This window comes from Phycisphaerae bacterium (genome assembly GCA_019636475.1).
Taxonomy (GTDB): Bacteria; Planctomycetota; Phycisphaerae; order UBA1845; family UTPLA1; genus JADJRI01.
Map to the genome: position 1 here is coordinate 750,679 of JAHBXN010000001.1, position 18,641 is coordinate 769,319.

At 59.9% G+C, this 18,641-nt stretch carries 13 protein-coding genes, 1 tRNA gene and 2 pseudogenes; 3 read left to right on the forward strand and 13 right to left on the reverse strand.

The features are described from left to right. Window positions 1–27 precede the first annotated feature (27 nt). Window positions 28–1,248, reverse strand: coding sequence for a site-specific integrase (locus KF841_02905; protein ID MBX3394298.1), 1,221 nt, complete (start codon window positions 1,246–1,248; stop codon window positions 28–30). Between the two features lie 95 nt (window positions 1,249–1,343). On the opposite strand from KF841_02905, the gene KF841_02910 reads away from it, so the two are divergent. Then, window positions 1,344–1,415, forward strand: a tRNA-Gly gene (locus tag KF841_02910). A gap of 137 nt (window positions 1,416–1,552) precedes the next feature. Here KF841_02910 and KF841_02915 read toward each other — a convergent pair. The 7 genes and pseudogenes from KF841_02915 to KF841_02945 form a co-directional block, all read right to left on the reverse strand. After that, window positions 1,553–2,086, reverse strand: a pseudogene (locus tag KF841_02915) (site-specific integrase). Further along, window positions 2,072–2,602: pseudogene (locus tag KF841_02920) on the reverse strand (phage integrase SAM-like domain-containing protein). The pseudogenes KF841_02915 and KF841_02920 overlap by 15 nt, the downstream one beginning before the upstream one ends. Window positions 2,603–2,617: 15 nt before the next feature. Then, window positions 2,618–2,920, reverse strand: a complete 303-nt coding sequence (locus KF841_02925) for a hypothetical protein (GenBank protein ID MBX3394299.1) — start codon at window positions 2,918–2,920, stop codon at window positions 2,618–2,620. Further along, window positions 2,917–3,177, reverse strand: a complete 261-nt coding sequence (locus KF841_02930; GenBank protein MBX3394300.1) for a hypothetical protein — start codon at window positions 3,175–3,177, stop codon at window positions 2,917–2,919. The genes KF841_02925 and KF841_02930 overlap by 4 nt, the downstream gene beginning before the upstream one ends. Before the next feature lie 63 nt (window positions 3,178–3,240). Beyond that, the gene (locus tag KF841_02935) at window positions 3,241–3,975 is read right to left on the reverse strand and encodes an ImmA/IrrE family metallo-endopeptidase (GenBank protein MBX3394301.1); all 735 of its coding nucleotides are present in this window, start codon (window positions 3,973–3,975) and stop codon (window positions 3,241–3,243) included. 3 nt (window positions 3,976–3,978) lie between these two features. Beyond that, entirely contained in the window at window positions 3,979–4,374 is a 396-nt protein-coding gene (locus KF841_02940; protein ID MBX3394302.1) for a helix-turn-helix transcriptional regulator, read from the reverse strand. Window positions 4,375–4,461: 87 nt separating this feature from the next. After that, window positions 4,462–4,971, reverse strand: a complete 510-nt coding sequence (locus KF841_02945; GenBank protein MBX3394303.1) for a hypothetical protein — start codon at window positions 4,969–4,971, stop codon at window positions 4,462–4,464. A gap of 206 nt (window positions 4,972–5,177) precedes the next feature. Here KF841_02945 and KF841_02950 point away from each other — a divergent pair, with 206 nt between their 5' ends. Further along, window positions 5,178–5,867, forward strand: coding sequence for a cupin domain-containing protein (locus tag KF841_02950; protein ID MBX3394304.1), 690 nt, complete (start codon window positions 5,178–5,180; stop codon window positions 5,865–5,867). A 1,504-nt stretch (window positions 5,868–7,371) separates the two neighbouring features. Next, entirely contained in the window at window positions 7,372–8,031 is a 660-nt protein-coding gene (locus KF841_02955) for a hypothetical protein (protein MBX3394305.1), read from the forward strand. Here KF841_02955 and KF841_02960 read toward each other — a convergent pair. The 5 genes from KF841_02960 to KF841_02980 all read right to left on the reverse strand — a co-directional run bounded on the left by KF841_02960 (window position 7,997) and on the right by KF841_02980 (window position 18,634). Next, window positions 7,997–9,214 carry an ATP-dependent helicase gene (locus KF841_02960; GenBank protein ID MBX3394306.1) on the reverse strand — a complete coding sequence of 406 codons (1,218 nt, stop codon included), beginning with the start codon at window positions 9,212–9,214 and terminating at the stop codon, window positions 7,997–7,999. The two genes, KF841_02955 and KF841_02960, sit on opposite strands and share 35 nt — an antisense overlap. Before the next feature lie 514 nt (window positions 9,215–9,728). After that, complete coding sequence (locus KF841_02965; protein MBX3394307.1) at window positions 9,729–11,534, reverse strand: AAA family ATPase; 1,806 nt, start codon at window positions 11,532–11,534, stop codon at window positions 9,729–9,731. Between the two features lie 49 nt (window positions 11,535–11,583). Further along, window positions 11,584–14,382, reverse strand: coding sequence for a DEAD/DEAH box helicase family protein (locus KF841_02970; protein ID MBX3394308.1), 2,799 nt, complete (start codon window positions 14,380–14,382; stop codon window positions 11,584–11,586). Beyond that, complete coding sequence (locus KF841_02975; GenBank protein ID MBX3394309.1) at window positions 14,366–14,866, reverse strand: hypothetical protein; 501 nt, start codon at window positions 14,864–14,866, stop codon at window positions 14,366–14,368. The genes KF841_02970 and KF841_02975 overlap by 17 nt, the downstream gene beginning before the upstream one ends. After that, on the reverse strand, window positions 14,867–18,634 hold the full coding sequence (locus tag KF841_02980) for a DUF1156 domain-containing protein (protein MBX3394310.1): 3,768 nt from the start codon (window positions 18,632–18,634) through the stop codon (window positions 14,867–14,869). It abuts the gene before it with no gap. Window positions 18,635–18,641 lie beyond the last annotated feature (7 nt).

Genomic DNA, 18,641 nt, shown 5'->3' on the forward strand with positions numbered 1-18,641 from the left:
CGGCTTCGTCCCATTGGACTGGTGTGGTTATGCACTTCCAAGCAACCGGGTGCGTGCCCATTCGACAACCTCACGATACTCGGGGCGGACGGGCCGCATGTAAACGTCGGCCATGTCGGAGCTCGCTGAGTGCCCGAGCCATCGCTTCACCTCGCTGATGGAGGTTCCGGGCCGAGAGCCGAATTCGGTCGCCCCGAGGTGACGGAGCGTGTAGAAACCGGGAAGCGTCTCCTTGCTCTCCCCCACCCTCTTCCGAAGCTTGTCCCACCACTGCGTCACAGCGTTTGAAGTCGGCTGCACGAGCGGCACTCCGTGTCGCGTCACGAAGAGAAGCTGGCCTGTCGGCCGCTTCTCCGTTGCCTGATACATCGAGACGTAGTGCCAAACCCGCGGCGGCGTTTCGCCAAATCGCTGCACGCCGGTCTTACTGCGGCGGAGGTCGTAGGCGTCTTTCGTAATCTGACCAACGCGAATCGCTGCGAGGTCGCGAGCTCCAAAACCAAGGCCGATGCCGAGCCAAATCATCGTGCGGCCGCGGAGGTCGGTGCCGCGGAGCATCTTCAGAATTTGACGCCGTGTTGGCATGAGCCGCTCGTTGGTGGGCTTGCCGTGCGACACGTCGCGGGAATCCCAATTCCAGGTGAGCATCTGACCGCCGTGCTCGGGTCTCCCGGCACGGTCGATGATGGCCTTTACGAGTTGAAGCCGCTTCGCAACCTGCGAAGCCGAAAAGCCCTGCTTTACAATCGCCCGGTTGAAGTCCTCGATGTCCTCCATCTTCAGGTCGGAGAGTCGCATCCTGGCGGTCGCTCCGGCCCCGTGCTCGGCGTTGATGAAGGCGAGGAAGTCCTTCACGGCCTTTTGGCGGTCGCGAAAGACCTCGGCCGCGATGGTGCCGCGTCGCTTCGGCTCGTGCCCCTTCCGTGCCCGAGCCTCCTCGGAATCGAGGAAGCCACTTGATATTTCGAGCAAGCTCCCTGAAAGTATCCGGTTGTCCTTCTTGGGTTTGGTGGCTCGCTTGGCCTTGGTCGGGAACGCTTTCACATTCTCGCCGCCAAGGTGCTCCAAGACCCAAGCGTGATAGAGGAGCTTTGCTTGCGGCTCGCCGCTACGCTCTTTGATGCCGAACCGATGACGGCGAGGGACTCCGTCGTCGTCTCGGTAGCTCACGTGCCAGCCGATGCCCTGGTTGGCGGTGAAGGAGAGCTTCGGCACTCGTTTGTGGTGGTTGGGTCCCTGCTTCGGCACGGCTCGTCCTCCTTTGCAGTTAGGTCGATTGCCGGGTTGCCGTACCGGAAATTGTAGTAGAAGCGGCCTCGAAAATGTAGTAGAAAACGGCCTTCGCGGGCGTAATTCAGTGGTAGAATGCCAGCTTCCCAAGCTGGACGTCGTGGGTTCGAATCCCATCGCCCGCTTTCTTCTTAAAGTCTTCCAGCTTCAGGATTTGCGGCTCGTCCTCGACCGGGTCCAAAGCCGGCTCCGGGGTGATTTGCGTCAGTTTTTGCGTCTGTTCGGCGGCGATCACGGTGCGGGTTGCGGCGTCAAGGTCGGCATCGTTCACCCGGAGATAGTGCTGCCGGGCCACCTCGTCGGAGTGGCCCATCCACTCGACCACGACGTGGAACGGGAAGCCCGCCGCCATCCAGTCGCTCTCACGGTTCTTGCGGAGCGTGTGGCACCACTTCGCATACTTTGGCACACCGGCACGTTTGCGGATCACGCCGAAGTCGCGCCAGACGTTCTGGGCGACGATGCCGCTGATCACGAGCGGTTCACCCTCGGGCGCTTCCCGAAGCGCTTCGCGAAGAATCGGCATCAACTCCGGAGCGATGGGCACGACCCGGCGTCGTTTGGTCTTTTGCGCCCACACCATCAGCCGCCCCTTGTTCCAGTCCACGTCGGACCACCGCAGTGAGAGAGCTTCGCCCTGTCGGAGTCCCGCGAGCCGGCAAAGGCCCAGAAGCGTCCGCCAAGCCTGGTTGGGACTGGCGTCGAGCAGTTTGCCGAGTTCGTCCACGGTGACGTAGTGCCAGTCTTTTTCGATTGGAGGCACGCCGCCGGCGAGCCGGTCGAACGGGTTGTACATTATCAGGTCGTCATCGACCGCGCGGTTGAAGATCGTGCGGGCATTGCGGACATGTTGGTCAACGGTCAGCGGGCTGATGTTCTTGAAGACGCGTTGATTGAGCTTCGCGAGCTCACCTTTCGCGAGTGCGGTCTTGAACTCGCGAGCGTCGAAGCGCGTGATCTGGTCGAGGCGGCGTTCGTCACCCAAGAAGCCCCTTAAGTACTTGGCCGTGCGCTCATGAAGCTCAAGTGAACCCGGTGCAAGCTCGGAGCGCCGCGACTCGATGTACGACTCAAGAAAGCCTGCGAGCGTGGGGATCCGGCCCGGGCTGGCAAGTCCCGGTCTCTGACGAAGTTCAAGTTCCTTCGCCCGGCGGAGCTTCTCAGCCTGACGGCGTGAGAGCTTATCTGTGCGGCCGGCGCTCTGGCTGTAGCGTTTGCCGTCCGGGCCAAACCAACGGAGTTGGTAATATCGATACCGCTTGCCGTTGGCGGCTCGAACGTTCTGCGTTGCCAGTGTGACAACCGGGGGCATGGCGGTGGCCGATCCTTATCGCGGGTTCTCGTTTGTCAGACGATCCAAGAACCGATCGAGTTCAACACGCCGATAGAAAACGGACTTCGACACCTGCGTGCCTCGAAGTAGTCCTATCGCTCGATAGCGAGCGAGCGTTTCACCGGGATTGCGAAGCCCGCGGATGGTATCGAGACGGAGGTAGCGGACTGCCTCGGCCTCAGTCAGCAACTCAGGATATGCCCAAAGTGGGTCTCCGGGCAAAGCCGAACCGGGCATTTGATGCCGCGCTGGGGCGTTGTGCGTTGCGACCACTTGATCATCACGATCTTGGTTCATGATTCTTTCCCCACACGCAGAGTGAGGTACTCGAACAGCTTATTTGCAACGAGCACCAGCCTCGGCAGGTCGTCCGGACGCATGTATCCCGTGCTTCTCCACTCTCCAGTGTGTTCATCGCGATAACGCTTCTCGATTCTGATGCTGTGCTGCAAGACTGGCCGACCGTCGAGGGTGGATGTCTTGCTCCATACGGCACCATTGATAGCGCCGGCACGTACCTCGTGAACGGGCGCTTCACCTGCTCTCGCTGTCATGTTCTCATCCTCCGCGCTGTGTACGCTAACTTGCGTACAGCCACTGCAAAAAATTTTCGCGGTTCAACCCATCGAAATGCTTCCTCCGCCGAAGGCGAGTTGTTGCTGCGGGTCTGGAGCCGGTTGAATCAACTTCTCAACCAAAGCACGGGGAAGCAACGGTTGCGTATTGCGTATCCGTGGTTGTATGTCTGAGCAGCGAATCACGGCAGCTTGCGTGGAAACGTTGAACCTCCGTCGCAATGCAGACAGGAACCGCCGCCAGAGTGCCTCGGAGTCTCCCGCTGGCTCCATCAGCGCTGCTATGCATTCGGAGCGGCTCGTCCGTCGGTTGTCGCAAAGCTGCAGGAGTTCGCGTTCTAGCAACACGAGCGGCATCAGGAAAGCAGCAGCGAAGCGATTCGCCTCACGCTCGAATTGATTACGGGCGCTGAATCCGTAGTCGAGTGTGTCCTTAAACGTACGGGCCACCTTGGAGTGAAGTATGATGTGGCCGAGTTCGTGTGCCGCAGTGAACCGACAACGCCCCTCGTTCGTCAGCACCTGTTGGTCAATGAGGATCTCCGGTTTTGTTGGATAGGCCGCGCCCAACACGTCAGAGCCGAGCCGCGAAAGGTCGGCGAAGCCGAACTTGATTCGTAACGGACCCTCGATCCAATCCTCGACGGGAATCGGAAGCGGCAGTGTCTCCAGCTTCCGGCGCTTGCGGCACCTCTCAAGGCACTCCCACGCACGGCGGTCCACCTGGCGAGAACCCCATCGTGGCTCGAAATAGCGGTAGCTTAGCGCGGGTCGCATCGACTATTTCGCCTTTCGTGAATCCTTCTGCGCTGATAGACGCTGAGCTTCTTCGATCAGCGCGTCCCACTGGTCACGTGTGAGTCGACGAGCATTTCGCAGAAGTGCCGGCACCTTTTCAGCCGTCATAGCATCCTGGGTGGCTACTTCCGAGACAATCGCGTCGGGACGTGCCCATCCAGCCCGCAGCGTTGACTCGGGAATGCCATATGCTCCGCTGACTCGCCTGAGAAGGTCCTCGGACGGAGTGCGTCGCCCAAGCTCCAGATCTGTAAGGTGGGCTGGAGCGATATCGAGAATCTTGGCCATCTCGCGTAATCCCTTGTTCAGGCTCTCGACGCGAGTTCGGCGAAGCAACTCGCCCACCGGCTCCGGACTGGATCGTGCGTGTCGTGGCATTGGCTTCTCACGTACTGTACGCTTATATGCTAACAACCGATCCGGAGAAGTCAAGCCTCTGGAACCGGAATTCTTTTCCCAGCCTGGTTACTCGTGTCGCATCGCCGCGAACGGCAATCTTGGACTCGCCGGGGACCGCCGGTAGCGATAGCGCCGCAACGAGCGGAACGCTACGGCGACGTAACCAGCGGACACAAGGACGTACCCGTTGTAAGCCATCGCAAGTGGCGGCGGGACGTTGGTTTGCGTCTGGAACAGGAAAGCACATGCCGCAAAAGCGATTAGGCAGGCGCTCGCAACGGCCATGATGGCGGCCGCTCCGGTTCGGCCCGCAGTAACAGCCTGACGGTTCGGATGCTGAGATTGAAAGACGAGCAACTCTTCCCCAGCAATCTGGTTGACGTGCCGCTCGATTTCGTCGATTCGTCGCAGGTGGTCCTCTTTGGACCGTGCATGGCCGAACGTGGTAGCTGCAATCCACGCCAGGCAGGCTGGGGCGCCAGCTAGGAATAGAAGCTGGGTCTCCTTCGGCACCACGGGGACGCTGCCCAAAACGACACCGAGCAACCCACCAGCAGCAGGAACACGTTGGTCCATCGCGCGAAGGCGAAAAAGAAGCAGCTGATAAAGTGCCCTGTACTCCTCAACAAGGACTGCGATTCGTTCAGATTCTGTGAGCCCGGCTGTTCGGCCAGACCGAAATCCATGCTCCATACCCCTTGACGCCCGGCCGATGTACCGTACAAGTACCAAACTTCTTGCCGGACCGCGCCCGGAGAGTCAAGCCGAAAGGAGGTGCGGACATGTTGCAGACCATTTCCTCAACGATCAGTGCGGGTTTGCTGGGAGGCATTTCAGGGCACGAAAGCTTGCGACTGCTCCTAGACCTCGGTCGCGCTGCCATTCAGGAGGTGGCGCCTCCGAAGGGTGGAGTGTGGGCGACAACCCGGTCGCTCAAGCTCGGATTTCCTGAGACGGATGGACCGCTTGTTCGCGAAATGGTGGCGCTCGCCGAGAACGAGTTTCCGCTCGTGCTGAAGGCGCCTTTCGAGCAGACGAACAGCATCGCTGGTGCCGTGTGGTCGGCACAGGAGCTACTCGACGAGTGCAGGGATGACGGGTTTGCCAAGCTTCGATTCGACCCCGGCACGCTCGACCTGCCGATGCATATGCACGAGTTCTCCGACCGCTTCATCGTCGTGCTTGACGGCGAAGGGTTGTTCCACATTTCAAGCGAGCCGCTGGAGCGGTTCACCGGAGAGCGGATTCGGTCTATTCCCGTTAAGGCAGGCGATGCGCTGACGTTTACGCGCGGGCTGATGCACACGTTTAGCGCTGCTGAAGAGGGATTGCTGCTGCTTTCTTATCACGCACCGCTTGTAGAGCTTGACGACCCGCGACAATACACGCTGCCGAAGCTGATCTGGACTCCGCGCAAACTGCAGAGGATCTGTCAGGAATCGCAAGGTGCCAGCAAGTCGGATGTACGGTAGGTTCGAGCCGCGAGCTTTGGCTCGTGGTCGTCAGTGACGGAAATCACGTTGCGCGACACCGTTCGGATTGGCGACACAACCCGTTCAACTCGGCCTTACCAACCGAGCCAAGGGGGCGGATTTCACCACCCGCCAATGTGTCGGCCCGTAGAGCTGGATGCCATGAGAATGGCTCGTCCAGATCGACGGAGGCTCGTCGGCGCAAATCCTTGACCACCAATCAAGGTCAATTCCGACGTTCTATCCGATGACGTGGCGGGGAGGCGGGGCGACGGAGACAGACCCTTGTCGAGTTGCGCTTATTTTGCGTCTCGATGAGGGCTGCGGTCGTCAAAGGCGGTGAGCTTCGGCGCAAGTCGAAGCAAATCCCCCCGCGGGGTTCGGACCACAGTTTCGTTTATGCGGGACAATTCGGGTGCAAGACCCGTGAGGTTCGTTCAACGCTGGCCGGCGTGGGGAGCTTCTGCGTCCGCGAGGACGGGAACCGGGCCCTTGATCAGGCTCGGCGATCGGGTGAAAGAAGCCCGACGGTGAAAAGCTCAACCATGAAAGGCCCGCAAGGGCTTGCCGGTGAATTTCAACCTGAGACGGTGCTGAACCGCGAAAGATCCAGGTCGAAGGGTAGGCGGGTGCTTCTTGTTTCGGCCCGCAGAAATCACGAGCGATTCGCTCGTGGAAACGATGCCACCGCGGGAGCGGTGCGCGTACGACCTGGCTTGGAGGGATAACACCCTCTAGCGACGTGACGGGTTGAATGAAGACGATCGCTAATCCGGGAAGGACTGAAGCGGCCGGTGTGGTGACCGGTGCTCGGCATGATCAGCTGAGTGATTCAAATGCTTCAGTCCGGGAGTGTGCCTTGAGTAGAAGCGGCCGGGAGGCCGGCGAAGCGGCTGCAAGGCAGTGGCCGTTCGTTCGCGCCGGGGCTGGTAACCTCGGCATGGAGCGACGACGAAAGAGGCGACGGGCATGAACCCGTCCGAATGAGTGTTCTGACGAGGCGTTCCGCCTCGCAACCTTTGGCTAGGAACAACGTGGCCCCACGCGGCTGGTCGTGGTGGACCGGCTGCCTGGGGCACACGCATTTGATGACGACACTCGAGGTACGTCTTGAGGGTGCCTCGGGTGCGTCAGGTTCCTGCTTTGGGCTGTTCTATTATTAGCCGCGTACAACTTAGAAACAAGTCGCGCGCGGCGCGACAGCCGTAAGCAATCGGCGAAGGCAGGCGTGCGGCATGGCTCCGATTTCGAGCCGTGCGGTCCATGCTTGCTGGTCCTGTATGCGTGGGTGGCGGTGGAGCGTGAATCGGTTCGCGGGCGATAGCGGGCCGGCCGTAAGGCCGGACAATATGAGCACCCGCAAGTCCGCGACGATTCGCAGGCTCCCGCACCGGTCGGTACAGGAAGCCGAAGTCACGGTTGCAATGCGATTTCGCATAACGGCCTTGGGGATTGTGCCGTGAACAATCCCCACCTATCGGGCAGTATCAGGCGTCGGCGGGACATGCAGTATCGGTGTAGGGCGACTTCGGTGGACGGGTTCATTCAGCAGGTGGCGGTTGCTTACGTCGCCCGCGGCTATTGGTTCTACGTGTCGGGGCGCATCCCCCCGCACAAGGATCCCGAGCTTGTTGATCAGAAACTCATCGCCCGTTATGGCGTCGCCGTTTCACAGAAGGAACGCTGCCGACGAAAACGCGGCGGCCTGGCGAATATGCAGTATATCCGTCATGAACGGTTCTTCCTGCTCATGGCGACGCACGGCAAACACGAGTTTTTTGATGAAGAAGATGGGCAGGTGAGGGATGCACGGCGGGTACCCATCCGATACGCGGGCTACACAATTTCGCACCGCAATCGTCGCGTGTGCGTGAGAATCGCGGTTGATGAATACGCGCGACTCAAGGCCCACTTCTTGGAATTGGCCTGCCGACGCTCGGAAATCACACTCGCCGTAGAGTTCGCCCGAATCCGGATGCAGCCGTACGCACCGATCCGCGCACAAGTGTTAACCATTTGGCGAGCCGTGAACCGTACCCGTCGTGCGGCCGGGTACGACGCTGTTCCGATCGAAGCGGTTCCGTGGAAGCGTTCGATTGTTCGACCTTTCGCCATAGCATTTTCGAACACTACAAAAACGGGCAGGGGTTGCTCTGGGGAGTGAGGAGCGTAGTCCGCGTCATTGCGCGGGTCACCGCCACCCTCAGTGACAGGCGGGCCTGCGCAATCTCTCGCGCCGATGCCTCAGCTCGCACGATGCGCCCCTGATATGCGCCCTCGTAGACGATCACTTCGTCGAATTCCTTACCTTTCGACTTATGAATCGTCATTACGTTTACGCCCTTCCACACGCGGGTCGATGCGGAGAAATGCTCCTGTAACAGGGCATCATGCACGGCTTCAGCGGCCCCAGGATAACCGCGATTGCCGCGCCACAGGTCGCCCAACCGTGCGCGCAATAGCGCCCCCTTGTGAAGCAATCTGAGGTACTTAGCATCCTCCGCGACCTGTTGGATGTGCGCGACTTCCGAGTCGGCAAGAAGCTGACGAACCGCGAGCCAATCAGCTTCGGGGTCACCTGTTAACGTCATCCCTTTGCGGGCGACGGCGATACGTTGGCAATCTGCGATCAGAGCGAGCCGAGTGCTGCCCCTCGCAGCACCGGTCTCCAGATACGTCGAAAGAGCGTCGGTCAGCTTTAGGTCGTTCTTCGTTGGTGGTGTCGTACCACGACGCCCCCGAATGTGGGCACAGAGTTCACGAATGAGTGTGGCGGCCGTGTAAGCGATATCCACACCTGAATCAAGCAGTCCTGCAATGAGCTCAGCTGCGATGGCCGGCCCTTCTGTGTCCAGGGCCACGTCATGGCTGAGGGCTGGGAACCCGTCAGCTTCAGCGGATAGGTAGTCTGAGACGGTGAGCATGAACCGTTTGCTTGGAACGAGCACTGCAATCGACCAGTCGCCCGGCTTACTAGCGATGCATCGTCTCATAGCGTGAATTAGCGCTGCCTTCACCGCAAAGTGCTGGCTGCGGTCGCGATAGAATCCATAAGAAACAACTGTCACATCCGAATAGCGACTGGACTTGTTTGCCCCGGTGAGCAGGTCATTCCCGAAGTTGACGATGTCAGTTCCATTGCTCCGGTGGTTCTCACCGCTGAAGTCAAACTGTGCAGGAGCGTATGCATTGATGAAGTCGCCTATGCGTGCGGGGTCGGCTCCACGAAACTCGTAGATGCGCTGCTCGGGATCGGCGAGGGCGATCAAACGGCTATGCTGCCCGAGTGATTGAATCAGACGCCACTCGTCGGCGTTCGTATCTTGGAACTCATCGAGAATGATCATAGGGTATGAGCTACAGACAATGTGCGCAAGGGCGCAGCTTCGCGTCAAAAGCTCCGCTGCCGTCGTCGCAAACAGATCAAAGTGCAGTAGGCCCTCCTGGTCGCGCAATCTAAGCATCTCACCCTTCCGGGATTCCGCCGAAACGTCGGCGAGACGCGAAGCAGCAGTCGGTGGAGGAAGGAGAGTACACCTCCGTTGCGTTAAGAGATAACCGTGGCTCCGAATGAGGGCCCAAGCAAATCCATGATACGTGTTGATTTCGATGCACGATCGCGTAGGCGTCGATATCAACGTCCGAGCTTGTTCCGCAACTCGGGCGACAGTCGCCCGAGCAAAGCTGAGAAAGAGAATGCGCTGGGCTCGCTGAAGCTGTCGCAGTTCGATTTCGTGCTGCGCCTTGCATAGTGCGACGAATGTCTTCCCGCAACCCGGTCCTCCCATCGCCAGAGCATGCCCGTTCGATTCAACGAAACGCCGTTTGTCGATTGAGAGTTCCACTCTTGCGTCGATTCCACTACTGCTCGGGGCCTTCCGCCACTGGGGGTGCGTTCTGCTCGTTGACGTCGACCGGCGCGGGCGGAGCAACAATCGCCCGAATCGATCGTAAGGTGTCGACGATGAAGGGCGGCATCTCATCCAGTACACACACTGCGAGTAGGTCCGCCGCACCGCTGTCGCCTTTGGACCAGATTAGGTATTCGCGCAAAGAGCTCCGCAAATCGGCTAGCGGCATCGCGTCGCTCGGCGTACGGTCGGCAAGATGGGCTGGCCACGCCCCCTCGGCGACAAGACCGCTAGCGAAGCGCCTGAGAGCCGTCTCTGCAACACCATTGAGCAAGACGTCTTCGAAGCCAGCCTCGGGGGCTTCAAATGCGTGGTCTACGGCCGCCTCAATGGCGGCCTTGTTGGCGGCGCCCTGTCGGTCGAATGCGGCGAATACGGCTTTTCCGAGTCTTCTGAAGTGGTTGCCGAGCTGCGTGATTTGGGAATCCGTCTGAGCGTTCACGACTGCGATGCCCATCGCTTCCAAAGTTGTGAATTGGTCCGGATGCAGTTCATTCAGCCGACGAGCTGCGGCAGGGAATGCGTCGTATTCGGTACGCCCTTCCGTGATCAGGACTCGCCTGGCCAACAGCGCTTCGCAGAAACGAACACGAAACTCAGTACGATAGGTCTTCGGCTTAACAGCTGGTGGATAGGTCGCAGGAATGCCCGTCAGTTTGCCCGACTCGCGCCGGATGACGAGTACCTGTTCAGGTGGGAATTCCTCCAACACGTACGGCGAATGTGACGTGAATATCGCCTGAGCCGACTTGCTCCTGACGTTGTCGATGATGCACTTTTGTGCGTGCGGTGGCAGCGCGATTTCCGGTTCCTCCATCGCGAAGATGACGTTTTGCTTGAGTTCCGCGATTTGGGATAGTAGTGCAAGGACAAGCGTATTGATCGTTCCGGTCCCCTGATGCTGAAACGGCGCCGCATGGTCTGAACCATCCTCTTGCTTCGCTCCGCTGCTCATGAATACCGTGAGCGTGCGTCGCAAATTCTCCCGCGTAAGGTCGGAAACGCGCATGTGCGGATTTTCGGCCCATTCGGATGGGACAAACGCGCGAACGGCCGTTTGAACCGTTGATAGCGTGTCGCTGATGCCGAGTTCGGGCTTGTCGGCGACGGGAAGGTGGCGAAGCTGTTCTAGGACATCCTCCCACATCTGCAGACGCTTCTCCTGAAGTCGGAGAATAATGTCGAGCAGCGACCCGCGCTCAAGGCTGAGCGCTCGCGATCCAGTACGATGCGTCCGCAGAAGCAAAAAACCGCACAAGCGTTTGTCCGAAGTTCGGAACGGCGTGCGGCTCCCATCTTCGAGCGTGGGGGACATGAAATACGTGGCCCCGGAAAAGTCGTCCTCCTCCTCGTCATATTGCCCGACGAATTTGACCTGAAGCGCGGGAAGGACCGTGGGATCATCCGTTCTTTCGGGTGGAGGACCTTCCAATAACTGGATCGCGACAGTGTCCCACCACTCCAGGTGGTCACGAAAGTGAAGCTTCTGCTCGTCCGAGAGGTCGATGATAATGACCTCAACTTGAATCTCGATCGCCGGGCCATCCTTGTTGAGATAGCGGCTAGCATAGAAATCGTGCTCGTCGACTACTGGGCGCCGGGACAGTCGCTCCGGGCCTAGGACAAGATCTATCGCTTCGAGGACGGTTGACTTTCCGCTGTTGTTATCGCCGACCAGCGCGGTATGTCCATTGAAGTGAAGCTCTCCTGACGCAACACCCCGAAAGTTCTGAATGCGAATGCGCGCGATTTTCATTCACAAATCTCGCTTCCAGTGGTCCGGGGCGCCCCTTGCGTTCGCCGTTTCAGCCGATTCCCGCTTCAATCGCAACCGCGCCCAGCAGGTTCGTCGAATAGCTGCCACGTTCTGACAGCAATCCTGCATGACTCATCTCTCGATGAAGCGCATCCCGGAACCGAGCGACAAGGACTCCTGCATCGCGCGTATCGGGTCGGGCATCACTGGATTTCAAACCGCCAAACGAACGGACCACACGTTCAATGGCGAGAGAGCGGTCGCCGGATTCATCGAAGCCGAGTCGTACAACTCGGTTGTCGACCTTCCCGCCGTCCGCCTGAACAATGACTCTCCAGACGGTACTCAATCCTGGCCCCGGGAGGTCGGACTCCGTTCGTGCTGATACAAAACGCCGCTCTGCCTCAAGTTGCCGACAGCTTTCGATTAGCCGAGAAACCGCAGGATGCTCCAGGCCAAGCAACTCGACGTTTTCTTCGCGGAGAGCTTCGTCTCGGTCGGTCGTAAAGGGCGTCTCTGCTTTGTCAGGATCGATCAGAACGTATCGCGTGTCATCCTTCGACACGAACTGACCGCCAAATAGTGCAGAAGCTCGCTGCACAAACGCGACCAGTCGCCGCATGCCCTCGCCTTTGTCATCAAACTTCTGATACTCGCCAAGATTGAACTTTTCCAAGTCTTGGAAGAGCTCGAAGACCACGTGCCGTGCAAGGCTGGCGTTCGACATCGCGACTTCGAGTTCTTCTTTGGTGCGCTGAAGTGACGGATCGCGCAGGGCGTCCTGATAGAGCTTGTCGTAGCTCAATCGGCTGCCGAGTTGGCCGAGAATCTGCGAGCGCAGGTCCTCGGCAATCTGACCTTGGTCATCCACCTTGCCGAGTGCCGTGGCGATCTCGCGCAGCTTGTCCTCCAGCAAGAGGAAAATCTGCCCCTCAATCGTGTCGGCGGCGACAAGGTTGTACACCTGGGCCGTGTGTTCTTGCCCGTAGCGGTGGATGCGGCCGATACGCTGCTCTAGGTCCATCGGGTTCCACGGCAGGTCGTGGTTGAACAAGACGCGGGCGAACTGAAGGTTGATGCCCTCGCGCCCGGCGGCGGTCGTCAGCAGCACGCACGGACCGTCCGGCCGCTTGAAACGCTTCTGAGCGGCCGTCTTGGCGCCGTGGTCGCCACCTTTGAGCACCTCGACGCGCTTGCCAGGGAATTTCCACTCAATCGCGGTACGTAGGCTGTCGATGCTCCCGAGATAGGTCGTAAAGATCACGACCTTCTCCTGCGGATTTAACTTCCAAAGCTGCTCCAGCGCGCCGAGCAATACGGTCGTCTTCGTCTCGGTTTGGGGCGGAAAGCGGTCGAGCAACTCGCGGATTCGGCGGCGCTCTTCCGGCAGAGCCACGAGCACCATGCTTGCCGCGGTCTCGTCTGTCATTGCGGCGGCGGCTTCTGAATCGTCCATCGACTCCGGTGCTTTCACGAACTCGAAGCTCTCATCGCGTTTACGGAGCAACTGCACCTTCAAGTCGGCGAGAATCTGGTCTACTTGCGCCCGACCGATTGCGTCTGCCGGAAGGCCGTGGAGATCGCGAATCTGATCGCGGGCTTCGTCGAGAGCTCGATTTCGCCCGTCCACGTCAAGCGCCTCGTCGCGTTCGATGGCCTCTTGCAGCGTCAACATAAGCAGCCGCTTGCGAAGCGTGGCACGCACAGCCGAAAAACTGCTGGCGGCAATCTTCTGAAAGATCGTCATGACGAAGCCGAGCGCCCGGCTCTTGCCGCCAAGCTGCTCAGCGAGGGCGTAGCCCTCGTTCAAATAGTCGGACAACGCCGAGTAGAACACCTTCTCTGTGTCGCTCAGCGAAAAAGCCTCGGTATGCACCTGCCGTCGGGCAAACAGCGGTCCGCCGCGCGCGTCGCACGCATCTGCCTTCGTACGGCGGATGACGACGGCGTTGAGCCGATGCCGGTTGTCCACCATGTCCGACTCGTCCTCGAAAAGCGAGGGGTCGAGCAAGCGCACCAGCATCCAGAACCGATAGTGGTCGCCCTGATGTGGCGTGGCCGACAGGAGTAACAGGTCGCGAGAATGCTCGCGCATCGCCTCGGCGAGCTTGTAATTCTGAGTCTTGGTCGATTTGCGCCCACTCTTGTAGACGCTCAAGTGGTGAGCCTCATCGAACACGACGAGATCCCAAACCGGCGCCTCCTTGATTCGGCGAAGCCGTTGTGGGCGTTTCAGCGTGTCAATCGAAGCGATCATCCGATTGTGCTTCGCAAATGCGTTCGATTTGCGGTCGGACACGTCGCCTTCGGAGCCGAACACCTCGAAGTCGAGATTGAACACGTCGTTCAACTCGCGCCGCCAGTTCTCGACCAAGCCGGCCGGCACGATCATGAGCGCCCGCTGCAACTCTCCGCGTGACGCCAGCTCGCGGAGTATGAGCGCAGTTTCGATGGTCTTTCCCAGCCCGACTTCGTCGGCGACCAGAAAACGCCGTGGCCGCGCATTCGCCATTCGATGAACAAGCACGACCTGGTGCGGCAACAGGTCCACCTTCGCCGACGTGAGAACGGCCGCGCTCTCCATCAACGGCAGCTCTTCGGCCTCAATCGCCAGCGCCAGCCGTTCAATCGCTTCCGGCGTGCCGGGCCGAAGTGATGAAAGCACCCGCTGTTCCCACGTCATCGCTCCCGCAAGCGCATCGGCCGGCACCTGTCGCTCGCCGTGCGTGCGGAAATAGACGCGGATGAAACCCGTCGGCTCGATGCCGAGCACGACGCCTTCGCCCAACTCGCCGTGCGAAACGGGCTTCCCGACCTCGATATTTGGGTGCTCAGGAGCGCGGGGCATAATACCCTCCGCGAACCTTCTGGCCGGACGCACGGTCGGTGCGTACCAGTCGACGCATGTCCGTCACGGCAGAGCCGTTCCAAAGCTCGGTCGAAAGGCAGATCGTGGTATCGTCACGTCGCTTGAGATTCACCATCTCGCTTACCGGGTCTTCGATCAGTCGTCCGGGCTCGGTATTCAATCCAAAGACGAGGCCATGCTCGGGCCAGCAACTTTGAAACTCAGCGATGAGCGGGCGAATGTACCGACGCACGAAGTCCTCCGCGTCGCTTACCGCCAGCATTTCCAGAACCGTCTCCAACCCACCAACCAATACCGTCTTTCCGCCGGTCGGGGTCGCGCTCGGCCACGACGAAAGCCAACTCAAGGCTTGCCGCAGCGGAATCAGCGCGCCTTCGGTGAGCAGCGGACCAAGCATGACCTTGTCGAAGATCACGCTCGAACCGCGCGTCAGCCACATCTTGGAATCGACAAATTCGTCCATCTACGCGGCTCCGCCTTCCGCCTGCTGCTCCAGCATCGAGAACAGCGTCATTTGCTCAGCCTCCACGCGCCGCGGCTTGCTTCGCCATGCCTCAACCAATCTGATCGCGCGAATGGCCGCCTCCTTCGCGTGCGATTCGCGTGCCGTTTCTGCGTACCACTTCAGAATCGCATCGGTGGAGCGCTTCAGGCTGCCGGCCCAGTTATCCAACTCGCGGTCGATACTCAGCCCGCTGCTGTCGCGGGCGGCGCCGATCAGGAAGTGGGCCTGGTCGAGGTCGGTCTTCAATGCCGCCTTGCGTGTCCGGCCGCGCTGCGTGAAATACGTCATTCGCTCGTCGAGCGGCAGGGCATGCACTTTCGTGCCGACGATGCGCGCCCAGCCGCGGGCTTGCAGGTCGTTCGGTTCCACGCCCGTACCTCGGAGCGTCTTGCTCAACTCGTCGCGGCTCATTTCGTCCCGGTCATGGAACAGGCTCAGATACAGACGCGAAGCCGGCTCACACTCGGGCGGGCGCTGCCGGGCGCCCGGCTCTGAGGCGAGCAGGTCGTCGAGCAACTGGTTGATGCCCAGCAGGGCTTCGCGCACCTGGAGCACCTGGCCTTCGCCGGTGAACACCTGGCCGTAGTGCTGGCTGTAGAACTCCAGCGACTTGCCGATCAGGATGACGCGCACGTCGGCGGCATTGAGTGCCCGGCCGTGAACGTGCTCCAGCAGCGTCTTGTAGCGGGCAGCCTCATCCTTCACCCAGCGGCGCATCTTGGCCCACGCTACCGGCTCGGGCATCTCCAGCCGCTTGCGGCAGACGTGAATGATGTCGTATTCGATCTTCTTGGAGCCGAATGCAGCGGTCTCTCCCTTCGTCTCGTCGCTGCGGATGGGATACGTCGCCTCAAGGATGAACCCGGCATTGAAGAGGGCTTCCAGCACGTCCACCCACGGTGCGTCGGCGCTGTGGTGGAATGTGAACGCCATGATGCCACCGGGCTTGAGAACGCGCGCCGATTCGGTCCAGCATGCCGTTAGAGTGTCGCAGTAGAATTGAGAAGCCGGCTCGCGCCGATATAAGGGGTTACCTTCGCCAGGCAGTAAGGTCTCGTCATGCGTGTGCTCACGAATCGTGCTGAGCCACCGCTCTTCAATAATCGGCTCCTGCTCCCATTGTTCGCGATCGTCTGGATGCTCAACGGAGTTTTGCACTGCTTCAATCGCCCGTGGTGTCCGCTCCGGCTCAAAGTATGCTCGCTCCGGCATACCTTCGTACCACCTAAGCAACGGTAGTCGCATCCATACGTAAAAGAAGTCTGCCAGATCACCGTAGAACAAATTATTCCCAAAAGGTGGATCGGTGATCACCATGTCAAACGCTTGGCTCTCCATTTCGCCCAATTCCGTTGACGATGCGCAAAGCAGTCGGCTTGACTCAGGCGGGACAGGGTCTTCAGTCGCGATTTTCAGCGTGCGTGGACCATGTTCATCTGGGTTGAGAACGAGTTCAGTAGGGTCGTTGCACCACTGAAGGCCGGTTAGCGCACCATCGACGCAACTGGCGAGATTTGCACGACCAACGGAAAGCCACTGGTTGTTCTCAACCACCAGATTCTTCGGGTGGTAATTGGCATTCGCCAACATCGGAGCGAGACAATCCTGCTGGATATCCCAAAAACAGAACATTGACTGATGACGACTGAATTCTTGCCACGCTCCGAGCGCTTGCTCGCGAACATCAATAGGCCATCGGTCCGGTTCATGCGCACAGATTGCTCGCATCAGCTGGCTATGGACCAAGAGTTGGCGGGAATTGAACATCTTCCACCAATGTGTGTATCCCCAGCCTCGGTTTACACCGCCGTTTGCGCGCATCATGTACGCATCCCAACATTGACTGGTGGGCCAGTATCCGGAGAGATCAGTGCTCCGTCGGGATTGCCACTCCTCCTCCGCAAGGATCAACTGCCGGACATCCTCGCTTGTCACGTCCTTGAAGAAGCGACCGCTGTAGGTATAGCCATCCGCGTTGCACGCTGGGCACAAGCATTGAAGGGCGTATGGGGCAACAGGTGCTGTATGCCTCGTCTTGCCGACAGACGTGAGAATGTCCTGCCCGATTCCGTCCACGCCACAACGAAACGCCGATTTGCCGGGAACCGTGCCGCTTCTCGTTTCGATTACTCGCCCATCGCGAAGCGTGATGCGCGCCGGGGGCCCAAACTGTTTGCGGTCGGTCTCGATTTCGCCGTCATCGCCTGACCCTACTTCGGATACATCGCTATCAGTTTCGTCATCCGACTCTTCGTTCGCTGTGGCGTCGTCAGCGAGCTTCACGCGGCCGCGTACCTCAATCAGTTTCAGCCCCTCCATCCGCTTGCGCCACCATCGGGCCGTCGCTTCCGGCTCCGCGCCGGCCCAGCCGCCGTATTCTCTTCCTTCGTCGTCCTTCTCGGGTGCACCGTCGAACCACTTCGGATCGATCAGCAGGTACATGAAGACGTGCTTCGACTCGATCCCGAAATCCTTCTTCTTGATGTCGCCGACGCGCGTACTGGTCTTCGCATGTCGCGCGAGCACGCGCTTGGTCTCCTCGCCCGCGAACGCCTGACAATGTGGGCACCTGAAGCCCGGCTCCGCTTCGATGGCCGCGAGCAATCGCTCGACTCGCTGGCGCTTCTCCATCGCGGCGCCCTTGGAGTAGTCCTTCAACTCCTGGGCGAATGATTGGGTCACTTCCGTGAACGGCGTCTCGTCTTCGACGATGACGCGCTCGGCGCCGGGCGCCATGCGTGTCTCACCGAGTTCGGCGTGAAACTGATAGCCGCACGCGGGACAGTCGATGGGCAGGTAATAGGCGGTGAGTTTCTTCTCGGCGATGACCGGCGAGCGGAAGATCGGCGTGCGGTGGCCGCAGGGCTGGCCCTGGCTGCCGGCACAAGGGCCATGCTTCGCCCAGAACGTGTAAATGACTTCCGGGCCTTCCCAACGATAGTGCTTGCGGCCCTCCGGCGCAAGATTGATCGGATCGATTTCCGCCGGTGCCGGTTGGTCGGTTCGCACGTCGATCCAACGACCTTTGTGCCCGCGCGGGCAGGTCGTTGTGTAGAAGGGCTGAATCTGCGGCTTGACCTCGGCTTCGATCTCGTCGAAGAACGCCTTGACCTGGGCCGGGTCGCTGCACGCCAACTCGTTCTTGACGATGAACCACGCGACAGGATTCAGATCAACGCCGGTGACCTTGAACCCGAGCCGGCTGCCTTCGACCAGCGTCGTGCCGCCGCCCATGAACGGGTCGAGCACGCGGAGCTTTTTGAAACTACCTGCCTTCTGATGGTTGCAGTAATAGTGGTCCCAGATCAGCTTTGCGGCCTCCTCGGGATTGTCGGGAGCCTCTGCTGACGCACCGATTAGCATGCTTTTAAATACGCTCGATGCACGTCGAGCCCACCATTTACTCATGCAGTACACGCGCTTCCGTGCCGGACCAGAGGAGACCTCCACTTTCGCGAGCGCATTGATTGGCGCGATGGGGAAATCGACCTCAAGACACGTCTTGCGGCGATTCGGATCGGAGAAATCGGGAACCGGAAGGCGGATCGCCTTGGCGAGATTGGGCGGCTCGAAGCCGTCGGCGCCGTTCTTCTTGGACTTGCGCTTCCCGTTGGTCGCGGACTCGCCCGTGGCATTCGCCGCGCGCTCGTTCATGTTGAGCAGATTGTCCGGCTCAACGTCGATTAGCAGCGCTTGATTGGGAACGTCTCGTGGTGTCTTCGCCATGTGCTCA

Excerpts from the sequence above, each read along its gene's own strand:
- KF841_02925 (MBX3394299.1), bottom strand. The coding sequence starts at position 2,920 with ATGAACCAAGATCGTGATGATCAAGTGGTCGCAACGCACAACGCCCCA.
- KF841_02935 (MBX3394301.1), bottom strand. The coding sequence starts at position 3,975 with ATGCGACCCGCGCTAAGCTACCGCTATTTCGAGCCACGATGGGGTTCT.
- KF841_02960 (MBX3394306.1), bottom strand. The coding sequence starts at position 9,214 with ATGATCATTCTCGATGAGTTCCAAGATACGAACGCCGACGAGTGGCGT.
- KF841_02945 (MBX3394303.1), bottom strand. The coding sequence starts at position 4,971 with ATGGACCAACGTGTTCCTGCTGCTGGTGGGTTGCTCGGTGTCGTTTTG.
- KF841_02975 (MBX3394309.1), bottom strand. The coding sequence starts at position 14,866 with ATGGACGAATTTGTCGATTCCAAGATGTGGCTGACGCGCGGTTCGAGC.
- KF841_02940 (MBX3394302.1), bottom strand. The coding sequence starts at position 4,374 with ATGCCACGACACGCACGATCCAGTCCGGAGCCGGTGGGCGAGTTGCTT.
- KF841_02970 (MBX3394308.1), bottom strand. The coding sequence starts at position 14,382 with ATGCCCCGCGCTCCTGAGCACCCAAATATCGAGGTCGGGAAGCCCGTT.
- KF841_02980 (MBX3394310.1), bottom strand. The coding sequence starts at position 18,634 with ATGGCGAAGACACCACGAGACGTTCCCAATCAAGCGCTGCTAATCGAC.
- KF841_02965 (MBX3394307.1), bottom strand. The coding sequence starts at position 11,534 with ATGAAAATCGCGCGCATTCGCATTCAGAACTTTCGGGGTGTTGCGTCA.
- KF841_02950 (MBX3394304.1), top strand. The coding sequence starts at position 5,178 with ATGTTGCAGACCATTTCCTCAACGATCAGTGCGGGTTTGCTGGGAGGC.
- KF841_02955 (MBX3394305.1), top strand. The coding sequence starts at position 7,372 with ATGCAGTATCGGTGTAGGGCGACTTCGGTGGACGGGTTCATTCAGCAG.
- KF841_02930 (MBX3394300.1), bottom strand. The coding sequence starts at position 3,177 with ATGACAGCGAGAGCAGGTGAAGCGCCCGTTCACGAGGTACGTGCCGGC.